This is a genomic window from Paenibacillus sp. FSL F4-0122 (genome assembly GCF_038002845.1).
Taxonomy (GTDB): Bacteria; Bacillota; Bacilli; order Paenibacillales; family Paenibacillaceae; genus Paenibacillus_AQ; species Paenibacillus_AQ odorifer.
Genome location: NZ_JBBODI010000001.1, coordinates 2,786,222 through 2,798,999, shown reverse-complemented (window position 1 = coordinate 2,798,999; position 12,778 = coordinate 2,786,222). Strand labels below are relative to the sequence as shown.

Below are 12,778 nucleotides of genomic sequence, written 5' to 3'. Positions count from 1 at the left end.
TGATTGCAAGGAATTCGTCTATGGGACAGAAGAAACGCTACCAACCGCAACTAATCCTTAATGAAATAGATATAGCTGTTCACAATCATGCATTTTCGCTTTAGGAACGCGCCCAGGTTAGGCTATAGATTTCTGTAGCATAATCATAGTTTGAAACCATTTGTTTTAGAATTTCGGCGCAAGCACGAATCGTGCTTCCCGTTGTATAGATATCATCAACAATAATAATTCGAATAGGACGGCTTATAGGTGAGTTATCTTTCAGCCAATCCTTAAATGGTGTGGAGACTGCCGGATTCGCTCCAAAAGCATTCTTCATATCTGCCAGTCTCTCCGCACGTCCTTTAAAGCTCTGCTTAACCGTATGATGCGTACGAATTAGTAGCGGTAGCTGAGGAATCTTCCTATGATGAGATAGAACATCGGCCAATCTTTCCGCTTGATTGAACCCCCGTTCTAGAAGCCTTGAATCACTGACAGGTACCGGAACTAATAAATCAGCTGACCAAAGGCTGTTTTTTTTGTACCTTTTATGTTGAATAAGATGAAAAAACGATGCCTTCTGGGATGAAAGAGCCCCCTGCTGCTTTTCCTCCTTTAGGGTTAAATATGCCCTATCCAGCATGAGTCCAAGCAGAGGGGCATATCGTTCATTCCCGCGATATTTATATTGACCGAGCCATTCTCTCATCTCATTAGTGTAGGCTACCGCACTCCGGTTACATACAATGGGTGAGGGCTCAGCGCTGCGAGTGCAGTCTGGACAGCCTACATGCCGCCCACATATCAAACAACGTGGAATGCGTATCCAAGGAATGGATTCCGCACAATTCTTACAGATACCAGGCAACTGTGAGGACTGTGGGCTGTACTTCCCGCAGGTTAGACATTGAGGCACGGAGGGGGTAAGGAGGAAAGACAGAGATTTTCGTAACCCTGTAAGCTTGGTATTCATATAGCCCCACCTTTACGAATATATCCTTGGCGGCGAGCGATGATATTCATAGTACGAATCTGAGCAATCGCTCCACGCTGGGCTCGGCTCCACTGAGGGGAGGCAAATACAACATGCCCGTCAGGATCGTCTTTAGAACGACCAGCACGGCCTGCCATCTGAACCAAAGAGGCTTCGTCAAAAAGACCACTGTCTGCATCCAAAATAAATACGTCACTGCGTGGCACGGTAACTCCCCGTTCCAGGATCGTAGTAGTTACTAACAAAGAGATGATATGGTTGCGAAAAGCAGTCACCTTCTCTGCCCGAAATGAATCCTTGGACGAGGTGCCTTCAATAACCACGCCAGGAAAGCTCCGACGAAGCAGTACCAGCAAACCTTCGATATGAGCTATGCGAGACACAAACAGAAAAATTTGTGCTTTTCTGTTCAGTGACTTTCGAAGATTCTGTATAAGGGATCTTGGCATACTTCCACGCTTCAGACAGGTTAGAACAGAAGGCATATTCAAATGCTGCGGGATAGGCAAGGGATGACCATGGAAGCGGACAGGCACTCTGGCATGTGGAAGTTTGCCTAACCGGACCAAACGCTGCATTTCTTGTGGTGGCGTAGCTGATAAATAAATGAAAGAGCCGTCCACTTTACAGGCTTGTTCAGCGGCATAGGCCAACATAGGATCATTGTGGTAGGGAAACGCATCCAGCTCGTCGATGATTACGAGATCAAAACCTTGATGGAAGCGCAGGAGCTGATGGGTGGTCGAAAGCGTTAAGCGACCGCTCACCCAGCGATCTGCGCTGCCGCCATAAAGTACGGCGAGAACCTCCGCCGGAAAAGCCCGGGCGAGCCGCGGCGCGAGCTCAAGTACGACGTCGCGGCGCGGCGTCGCTACCAGCGCCCGCCCTCCGGCGGCGAGCACGGCCTCTAGGAGCGGGAAGATCATCTCCGTTTTCCCCGCTCCCGTTACCGCCCAGAGCAGAAACCGCTCTGGGCACGTACTGGCGGAGCGCTTGCGCGCCTCCGCCAGAAAACCCAGCGCAGCGCCAGCGGCTCCCGCCTGCGCTGGGCTCAGCCCCCACCGGCCTGCGGCCGCGGCGGGGTCAAGGGCGGCCGTGCACCGCACGGCCGGAAGTGCTGCGCTGCGCAGCAGCAGCGCACAAGCCCGGCTGCGCCCAAGCGCGAGGCAGGCCTCGCAATAGGCGCAGCCCATAAGCCCGCACGCGGCGCATGCCGTGCGGCCGGTGGGCACGCTGCCGCAACGCAGGCAGCGCGAAACCGCGCGGCGAGCGACAGCGCCGCGCCGCAATGCGTGCGGCAGCCTAGCCGCCGCACGCATCATAACGCCAGCACCCGCAGGGAGCTGGCGGGCTCGCGCCCCGTGCGCAGCCGGGGTCGCACTGCCTACGGCGGCTGTAAGCATCAGCCGCCCCTGCAGATGCGCCAGTTGTGCCGCCTGGCGCCAGCAACCCCCTAGCTCTGGCAATTCTTCTGCCAGCAGCGCTTCTACTTCCGGCTCCAATAAAGAGCGCCCGGCCACAGCCCGCAATAATTGTTCTGAATCCGATTCTAGTAATCCAGATTCAAAATCCTCTTTTTCACACCAATCGTATCTTTCATTCTTCTTATTGTCCTGATCTATTCCGAAACTTGATTCATTAGGATTCCATATGAATATTCCATCATTTAACCACTGTGCCTCCCACAGTCCCCCTGCCTCTTTCTCCTCTCTCAACTCAGCCTCAAGCATACTATTAATATATTGCCCCCACTCCTTAATCCCCCAGGTGCCCATTACGCTTCTTTGTTTAAAGTTGTCCCGGAGCTTCACAGCCCAACCTAGCGGCAACGCAGAAGAAAGCAGAACCAAACTATTCGCCGCTAAGGAACTCCCAGCTTTCTTCTCCGGTCTAGCTACAGACCACCACCATCTATCCACGCTAAGATCTAATGAAATTTCAACCCTCCAGCTCCCCTTGCATTCCAAAGCATATACAGCGACTTGCATAATAATCCCTCCTACCTCTCGCTTGTACTTAGCAACTCCATATTTGATCCCAAATTCACGACTCCGTCTCCCCAAACGCAAAAAGCACACTCCCCCAGTTCTTGGAGAGTGTGCTTCACCCGTTACTTACATATTTACTTAAGATCTGTTGCGCTTTGATTCGCATCCCCTACTTCCTGCCATCCCCATAAAAGGCAGCGATACAGACTGCCCTGACAGCCGCAAGTCTACTACAATTCCTTCATGCTGCAATTCTTCACTCATCTGAAGAGAGTACATAGATGTTGCAAGATCGATAGAACAGCCGCTAGCGGCCATTTTGGAAACTATCCCAAGTGTTCCATCGCTCGAACCATCATCCATGAACGTTACTCGCAATCGTTTTCCGGTTAGAAGAGCTTGAAATGTCAGTGCCCGAATGTACCATTCCACAACAGATTCATGATTGCGGGTAATAAAAATATAATGAATCCATTTTCCGGACTGCGGTGTTTTACGCACCTTCTGCCGGTTATGCAACATATGAATCATCACTGCAGCGGATACATAAACAACCGCAATCCATATCAACTGGGCTACCATGGAGATGCACCTCCTCTGTATACCAACACTATATGCCGGCATTAAAAGGTCGGTGACTGCCTAGAACACCCATCAGGGAAGCAAGCTGTGTCTACTTAATTTCTTTCCTATATGTAACGTATTACCGTGAAGCTTCTACAAGGTTACCCAGCCATATTTAATCGAATTAATAACGGCTTGAGTCCGATCATCCACTTCCATTTTTTGCAAAATACTGCTAACATGGTTTTTAACTGTTTTTTCACTAATGAATAAATATTCACCAATCATTTTGTTGCTCTTACCTTCAGCCATTAGACGCAGCACTTCTGCTTCACGACGGGTCAGAGGATTGTTGTCGCCAGCAATAAATTTGACACCAGCTTCCTTCACCACTGTATCTGTAGTTACACCAGTCTCGTTAAGGTAAGTCATACGCCGCAATTGATTGATAAGCTTTCCAGTAACCTTTGGATGGATAAAGGCATGTCCTTCACAGACCGAACGAATGGCATTAATAAGGGATTCGGCCTCCATATCCTTCAATAAATAACCATTGGCGCCCTTACGAAGGGTCTCAAATACATAACTCTCATCATCATGAATGGATAAAATAATTACCTTAACCTCCGGGAACATTTCCCGAAGTTTTTGAGTGGCTTCTACGCCATTCTCAACAGGCATATTGATGTCCATCAATACGATGTCCGGTTTAGTCCCGTTACAAAACTCTAATACCTGAATACCGTCGCCGCACTCCCCTATGACCTCGATATCCTCCTCCATATTCAAAATGCGTTTCAGCCCTTCACGAAAAAGCTGATGATCATCCGCCAAAAGAACCTTAATGGGCGTTTTACTAGAGTTTAAGTTCTCCATCACACTACTCCTTCCCCTTCTCCACATTCGTCGGAATATGGATCACGATTGTTGTCCCCTGATTCTCGGCTGATACAATTTCCATTCTTCCTTCAAGCAGCTCTACACGTTCCCGCATACCTACTAGCCCGAAGCTTTCCCGATTACCTTGCTGATTTTTTAACTTTTGTACATTAAAGCCTAATCCGTTATCTTTAATCACAATCTTAATTAACTGCGCTTGGTATGTAATCTCCACCAATACGAAGCTTGGGTAGGCATGTTTTGCTGCATTAGACAATGCTTCCTGAACCAGACGATATACCGCCGCCTCCATCGCTGAAGATAGTCGGTGTTCCTGTCCCCGGGTTTCCAGAGTCGTCCGCAGTTTCGTCTTTTCTTCAAAATCATGCACATATTTCCGCAAAGTCGGAATCAAGCCCAAATCATCGAGAGCCATCGGTCGTAAATTAAAAATAACCTTACGCATTTCTTCCAGGCTGTTACGAACCTGCCCTTTTAAATCTACTACTTCGTCCTGCACCAGCCCAAATTCCTGCTTTACCAGCATTCTTTCTACAATTTCCGTCCTAAGGACTAGATTTGCCAGCATTTGAGCGGGACCATCATGAATTTCCCGGGCAATTCTCTTCCGTTCTTCTTCTTGAGCCAGGATAATTTTGAGTCCGATCATCTGTCTGTTCTTCGCCGATTCGACAATTCTCGTCACTTGGCCTAGTTCTCCCGACAAATATTCGAGCACTACGCTCATTTGCGAACCAATTGACTCTGCACGCTCTACAGAATTTTCGACACTGCGCACTCGCATTTGTAATTCATCACGTCTGCTTCGAAGATAGACCTCTCGCTCACGCGTCATCATGAGTTCGAGCTGAAGCTCTGTAGCCTTCTCATAAGCAATACGGATATCCTTCTCTGAGTAGCGGACAAAGTCCCGGCTGACCTCTGTCAGCCGGATTCTGGAGCGGTGATACTGTAACTCCAGCTTGTCTACCTTTTTCAACGTTTCATCCGTTTCGTCCATGACCCGCTGCAGTTCCTTGTTGAGTGCAGCAAGTTCATCACGTGCAACCTGCAATATTTCAAAAATCTGATACTTGCTGCTCTCCATCACGTCGATGGTATTTTTAATAACGCGATCAATCGCATCGGCTTGAAATTCCACGGATGCTTGCCCCTTTTCTATCGGATCGTATTAAGGTTTTCCTTATATATTAACATATCACGATTCGATAGTTACGGTCTTCGTTTTCTGTTCCCATTTTACAGTTAATCCTAACTGTTCAGAAACCAGTCTCAGAGGTACTAAAGTCCTACCCTGTAAAATAATAGGTGCTACTTCAGCACTTTGTCGCTTACCATTTAACAGGTATTCCTTTTTATTTACCGTCAGATCCAGTGCCTTGGCTCCGCGCAACACCATGATCTTCTTATTCACCTGATCCCAGGTAGCATTCCCTCCAAAAGCATCCAGCACATAACGGATCGGCACATAAGTACTGCCGTCTTTCACAATTGGAGCTACATCAATAGCCTTCTTATTTCCGTTTACGGTCATTGCTTTGGAGCCGATGCTCATCGAAGCTGTACCCTTTGGTAACCCTGCATCACTGGAAAGTGAAGGCATTGTGAAGGTGATATTATCAAAAGCAACGGTACCTGTCTTCGCCCGTTCATCTTGGCCTTCCTCTACGTTGACTACATAAAGTCTCTTCAGCGTAGCCGGGAATTTAATCCCTGATCCTGACAAGTCGATGTTTATGTTCTTCCAACCGTTCCAATCGATAATCTTCGCAAGATCTACATAGGCTGTAGCTCCACTATTGTCTACAAACTCAGCACGCAGCCAATTTAAGCTCATATCGCCCATCACATCAACTGACATCGAAGTTGCAAGCGCTGGAACGGCTTTTCCACTTGTGCCGTTAAGTTGAGCATAAGCGTACATTTTACCGCTGCCAGCCGTCATATCATAACTGAGTGACAGCACCTTGGAGCCTACTCTTTCAGCCGATCCGTCTACTATCGTTGCAGTCCCCTGCACCGCTGGCACATTGGTAGTAAAGTTGACTGGATAACTTACCTTCTCGAAATCTTCCCATGTTGTAGCTGCTGCTGTCGATAATACAACCGCTGTGCTAAATCCATCATAACGAGCAATAGCGTAACCTGTAGTAACCCCTGCATCCACAGAGTTTACAGTAAGCTTGCCATTTTGCACGACTCCCTTAAAGCCTACAAACTCCCACTTCAGCGCTGAATCTGGAACGCTTATGGTTGCTCCACTCTTCGTAGAGGCCTTTACAGGGACAGATACAGTTGTCCCAGCTGTCAGTGGCGCTGTAGCAGTGCCTACACTCATGCTGGATAGATCATCTCCACCCAAGACTGTAAGGGTTGTAGAAGCGCTTGCTACGCCGCTTTTAGCCGTTAAGGTAACGGTGCCTGGCTTCACTGCCGTTACTTCTCCTGCACTTACAGTTGCGCTTCCTCCGCTTGATGTCCAAGTAGGATTGCCTGCTGCTACATCTATAGGGTTATAGTAAGTGTCATAACCTTTTAACGAATAAGTAGCCTTTTGTCCAACTAATAGCGAAGTGCTTCCGCTAATTTTAATTCCTTTTACTTCACCTTGTGGTGCGTTAGTATAAACACCAAGCGCGTTAACAATGCTGCGCTGCTCTGTGCCATACTCTGTATTAAAGGTTAGTGTGGCTGAGCTTTCACCAAGAGGCCGGTCTACCATCGTTGTAGAGCCGCCTCCGTCTAAGTTAAGCCCTTTCCAGACTCCAATATTGGTCATAAAAGATTGCAGCTCGGTCAATGACATTCCTGAGCTGTTGCCATTTTTTTCAGTAGCTATAATATAAACATAACGTCCATCCTGAGAGTATCCTAAAGCCGTACGTGCACGATAACCGCCAATGCTGCTAGTCGAGCGAGAGAACGTTGCAGCTTTTCCGTTATTTACAAGAATCGTATGTCCACCAATCATTGTTTGCAGATTAGCAGGATCTAGCGATTGCTGCGTAGTCTTGGATTTCAGGGAGTACACACTTGTTACCGGTTGTCCTACAGTCAGATGGGCAGTAACATACCGTGCGGCTAAGCCATGGGCCCGCAAAATATAAGCTCCCTTTGGAACCGCTGTAGGAAGCGCAGCATTTTCAGATATTTGAGTAACTACGCCGTTCTCAACGAGCACCTCTGTCGGTGTGGTTGAGCTGTTTTTGGGACGATCGAGTGCGGTCCATACATCCGTATAGATGTACATTGCATTAGCATGGCTATAAGTAGAGCTTCCACCTTCAGGACTATAAGCACCTTTATTGATACCGGATATCTCAAACTGTGCGCCGTCAGGTGCGGTTACCATTCCTTCAAAGCTGAACTCATCAATAAGAGGCTTGCGGTCCTTAGTCACTGCAAAGGCATACATTCCATCCAATTGCGAAGGGGTGGATACCAATACTCCACTGGATACTTGTCCACCAATCGGAGCGCCTTCCCCGCCTGTATTAAAATAATCTCCGTTTACTGCAGCCACGGCTCCAGTTTCCTTAGCCATCCCGCCAGTACTTTGACGTGTTGTCAGGTTTCCACCTTTACCTGTCATAACATCTAATGAAACATATGGATTGTTGAGGTCAACGCGAATAACATCCGCCAAGCCAGAAGCACTCGCTCCTGAACGTGTAGCCGTATATTTGTATTTCATCATAATGGCGCCCGAAGTAATTACTTCTTCTCCCAGCTTGCTTACTTTAAAATTAGATGTGGCTGCGGCAGCAATTGGTGTGGAACTATGACCAAACATTGCTAAGCCTTCACTGCCAATTACCGGCATAATCCACAACACACCTGCTAATGAAGCGGCAACCCATTTTTTAGTAGATGATAATTTTATTCCCCGAACAACTTCTCTACTCTTCTTCTCCATGAAAACTTCATTCATTTCGACGTAACTCTCCCATCTCTTTTTTACTCTTCAAGTCCGTTATCAAAAGTCTGGAAACTGGTTCCTATTTTTCTAGTACTCTTTTAATAGACTGAAAATAAGCGAAAAAGTTGCGAAATTGAGAGATTTCAAGCTTTATAGAGTCTCGTAGCACAAACTATTAACATAAAAAAAAGCCCAGCAGAATGCCAGGCTTTACCAATCAATTTATTCTACAAATAATCTGTTTGCTTCAGCATCCGATGCAACATCACAGCAGCTTGTGCACGAGTGGCATTACCCTGAGGTTGGAACTCACTTGTGGTCATTCCCAAAATAATCCCCGATTGCACAGCTTTAGCTACGAATTCTGCACTTTGATTCTGAATTTTGGACTTATCCTTAAAGCGAGCCAGTGTTGAGGCAGAAGTGCCGCTTAATGTAATAGGATGTTTGGTGTATTCCATTGCCCGAATCATCATGATTGCCATCTGCTCACGAGTGATATTATCGTTAGGCCGGAAGGAGCCATCCGTGTTCCCTGTAATAATACCAGCCTTAGCTGCTGCACCAATATAGTCTCCAGTTTGTGTGGAAGGCTGCACATCCCGGAAGCGCTGTGCGGTCTCGCGATCGCCTAGCAAACCAAGTCCCCGGCTAAGCATTACTGCAAACTCTGCACGGGTAATCTTTTTTTCTGGACTAAATGTAGTCCCGTAACTGCTATCGATGATAGTCTTTGCACTAAGCTCAGCTACGATCGAATTACTCCAATGCTTACTCATATCTGAGAAGGCCCGGGTTGATATAAAGGTTCCTAACACCTGATTACCCTCCGTACGAGCACGAATAATCGTATAGCTACCTACCGTACTTACTTTTGTTGGCAGATAAGCTGCATCGTAATAGGAAAGATCCAGTCTAGCAGCAGATGTCTGCGCATTGTTCAATGAAGAAGTTGTACGCACAGTGTATTCTCCAGGTACCGATAATGCCTTAGCATTAGAATAATTGCTGCTTACTATCGCAGTCACCCGGACATCCATAAGACTAGTAACGCTCTGCATCCCCATAGTTTTTAGCTTTTGCTCAAATGGGGAGAACGTACCTGCCGGAACCTTTTCTAAGCGGAACACCAGCGAGATATTTTTACTGTCTGCAATCAAGCTAGTCGCTAATCCGTTCATATCGATATCGTCTAGTCCTACGCTATATAAGTGATCGCCATAACGTATCATAAATTTTGTGGTTTTACTGCGATTTACAGCATCAAGCAAAGGCTTTAAAGGAACAGTCACATAGGCCGATTGTTCTGTAGCAGGCACCTCAAAAGCTAATGTATCACTACTTGCCTTATACAGATATTCATAACTGGCCGTCAGGCGATCTGTGTTTAAGGTATATCTTTTTACAGATTGATTGTATAACGAACGGTCATCCACGATTTGTGAAGAGTCACTCTTCAGCAGCGCGTATTCTTTTCCAAACTCACTTGTTGCAAGCGTCCCTAGATAGGATGGACGATTTCCCGTTCCGGTGCTCACGCCGGTTAGGTTCTTAACAGAGAGAGAAGAGAATGAGGACAGTACATTACCGTTCAGATCCTTGATCGTACCTGAACCTGACATATAGGACAAATCGATAGTTTGCCCGGTCTTTACTACTGAGGATGTTGTTATTTTTAAAATATCCCCTGACAAAGTGTAGTTTTGTACACCCATACTGCTTCCATCCGCTCTAACTCCGAACTGATTGGCGTAGAGGGAACCAGATGCCTGCATATTTTTACTGAATGTAACCGTAAGCTCATCGCCATTGATGGTGGCAGAACTAATCTCAGGTATGCTAGTGCCGCTATTTTCCGAGATGGACACAGGCTGCAGGTTAATATAAGCTGCACGGTTTCCATTTAAATCGCTTATTCCGGTAGTCCCTGGAACATAGGATACAGTAACATTCTGATTCACCGTCAAAGCACTCTGGAGCGTTAGCGTGACCTGTGAGCCACTGACTGATACATTCGTAACATAGTTAGGAGTGCTGCCAACAAGCACAGAGAACTGGCTGTTCATCGGGAGGTTTGTCGTTGACAAGCCTTCATTGTAATTCAGAAGGATTTTATTTCCACCTCCGGTTGCACTTTGGAACACGGGTGGAATTGTATCGTTGCTGTTGCGAATGTAGAAATCTGTGAAATCCGCAATATTTTGTCCAAAAGAATTCTGCAAAGGATAAGAGCCTGCATAATAGGAGACACGAACGGTCTGGCCATTAGAAGCATCGCTATTTAACCCTAAATATACAGTGTTCCCGCTGGAGCTTATGGAGTTGACCCCTAGGGATCCCCCATCTGAAGTCACTAGAAACTGACTATGTGCGTAAGAGGAAACTGCCTTTAAGGAGTCATTGAAATTCAACGCTACAGTTCTACCTGTGATCCGTCCATCTTTTGGTGTAGGCATGGAGGACTCGATAGTGTTAGTAACCTGCTTTGAGCTAAAGGTGCTGGCTGCATTTCCGCTTGGATCTTGAATGGTCCGCAGGCCACCTGTATAGCTAACCTTCACGTTCTGTCCAACCGCTACCCCTGTACTGAGTACCACATAGGCGCTGTCTCCCTGGATATAGACACTTTCAATTGTACGGTTCTCATCATTCACCGTAGCACCAAAGCTGGAGATCAACAGTGCAATGGAAGAGTTGAGACTCTCATTGTATTTTAAACGAATGGTCCGATTGTTCTCGAGTGATACAGATGTGAGCTGTGGAGCTGTTTTGTCCTGAGACAAGGTCCGGAAGCTCCATGAATTTTTGCCGCTTAGTCCATCATAGATAACATTAGCATCAATAGCGTCTACAAAAGCTCCTTTAGCAATATCAATATAATAGGTTGAGTCGCTATCTAAAGCTGTTTTAGGCGTAATTACATATTCGTTTGCAGCAGTTGTACTCCGGTTAACAGTAACCGGAACCTGTGCGCCACCACTTTTATAAAGCGCTACACCATTTTCCACAGCACTGTTATAATTCACATTACGATTGAATGTGACAGAAAATGATCTGTTGTTAGCTATGGATTCACTCCGGTCAGCTGGATTTAGCGCGCTTACGTTAAGTCCTGTCAAAGAAGCCGTTGTAAATGTCCAGGTATACGCACCCGAAGCTGGAAATACATTTCCGTCTTGATCGTAAAAAGCTCCCTGCGGTATCGTCACCGTATACTGCGTACTGTTTAGCAAGGGTGATGCTGCTGATGCTGGAAGCAATGTTATAGTTCTGCTGCTTCCTCCTGTAACGGCCGGGGAGTTTACATTGAGCCATCTCGTTCTAGCATCGTTAGCAGCACCTGGAGATACTGTTATGGTTCCAGCTGCAGGCATCATAGGACGATCAAATGTAAGCTGTAGGGCACCAGTGGTAGATACCCCACCTGATCCGTTTACCGGTGCAGGAGTCACTGGAATCTCTGCCACACCTTTAGTAGAGAAGCTCCACACTTCACCGCTTGAAATCCCGGAATACGTTCGATTATCAACATCCTTAAAAGCATAAGAATCTATAAGAACATAATAGTTACTTCCGGAGGCCAATGTTTTATCCAATGTTAGTTTAACTGTAGTAGAGTTAGCATCAGTCTGAACGTTGACTCTAGTATCATCATCCTTAATTTTGAACTCTTGTACGGTTGCATTATCTGCAGATGACAAAATCCGTATGGAACCTCCACCTTTTAACAGGTTTTTATTTAAGGTTAGACTTAGCTCCTTAAGGGCTCCTGCATCCACTCTTGTATTATTAGCAGGTGAAAAGTTACCTGCCGTAATCGCTGTATTACTCTCAGGCGCAGTGGTAAATGCCCATGAAGTAATACCTGACTCATTACCATCATTATCCTTGAACAACCCCTTAGGGATTGTCACTGTATAAGTCTTGTTTGAAGTAAACTGTTGATTTAGCTTAAGCTCGTAATCTTTTGAACTACCAATTAGACCATAACTACCAATAGGAATCGTTAAAAAAGGTGAGCTATCACCTTGACCCGTAATAGTAATTTCACCTGACTGCGGGTTTACTTGACGATCAAAGCTCAGTCTAAGAGATGATCCGATATTTACATAACTTGCTCCAGGCGCTGGCGAGACTGTTATACCAAACTCTGATGCAGCGTACACTGCTGAATTCCCTATTCCAATAGCAGGATAACCCGAACCAAGTACTAACTCTCCCGCTAGAATAAGTGCCGTCCATATTGAAATTTTTCTTTTCATTCCGTGATAGACTCCTCTCAAGCCATACTATCGTCTTTATGTATATTCTTATATTTCGGCTAAAAGGCTGGCAAAGTTTAGTAGTCTACTTCTCTATGGTTAGATTCACTAGCCCTGCTCGTTTTCGCACGCAAAATAGCCCGCAGAGCTGACACCATGGCCAACTTGC

General features: G+C 46.4%; 7 protein-coding genes. All 7 read right to left on the bottom strand.

The window, feature by feature from the left end:
* Positions 1–100: 100 nt before the first annotated feature.
* Complete coding sequence (locus MHH49_RS11930) at positions 101–955, bottom strand: ComF family protein (RefSeq protein WP_341138153.1); 855 nt, start codon at positions 953–955, stop codon at positions 101–103.
* Positions 952–2,964: a helicase-related protein gene (locus MHH49_RS11925; protein ID WP_341138152.1), complete on the bottom strand. Its 2,013-nt coding sequence runs from the start codon at positions 2,962–2,964 to the stop codon at positions 952–954. Before MHH49_RS11925 ends, MHH49_RS11930 begins: the two co-directional genes overlap by 4 nt.
* A gap of 138 nt (positions 2,965–3,102) precedes the next feature.
* Complete coding sequence (locus MHH49_RS11920; protein ID WP_076123908.1) at positions 3,103–3,546, bottom strand: glycosyltransferase family A protein; 444 nt, start codon at positions 3,544–3,546, stop codon at positions 3,103–3,105.
* A gap of 135 nt (positions 3,547–3,681) precedes the next feature.
* Positions 3,682–4,404 (bottom strand): response regulator transcription factor, encoded by a 723-nt coding sequence (locus MHH49_RS11915; RefSeq protein ID WP_036681509.1) that lies wholly within the window; start codon positions 4,402–4,404, stop codon positions 3,682–3,684.
* A 4-nt stretch (positions 4,405–4,408) separates the two neighbouring features.
* Positions 4,409–5,569: a sensor histidine kinase gene (locus tag MHH49_RS11910; protein ID WP_036681511.1), complete on the bottom strand. Its 1,161-nt coding sequence runs from the start codon at positions 5,567–5,569 to the stop codon at positions 4,409–4,411.
* 57 nt (positions 5,570–5,626) lie between these two features.
* Positions 5,627–8,359, bottom strand: coding sequence for a stalk domain-containing protein (locus tag MHH49_RS11905; RefSeq protein WP_081383173.1), 2,733 nt, complete (start codon positions 8,357–8,359; stop codon positions 5,627–5,629).
* A gap of 215 nt (positions 8,360–8,574) precedes the next feature.
* Positions 8,575–12,609, bottom strand: coding sequence for an Ig-like domain-containing protein (locus tag MHH49_RS11900; protein WP_076212563.1), 4,035 nt, complete (start codon positions 12,607–12,609; stop codon positions 8,575–8,577).
* Positions 12,610–12,778 lie beyond the last annotated feature (169 nt).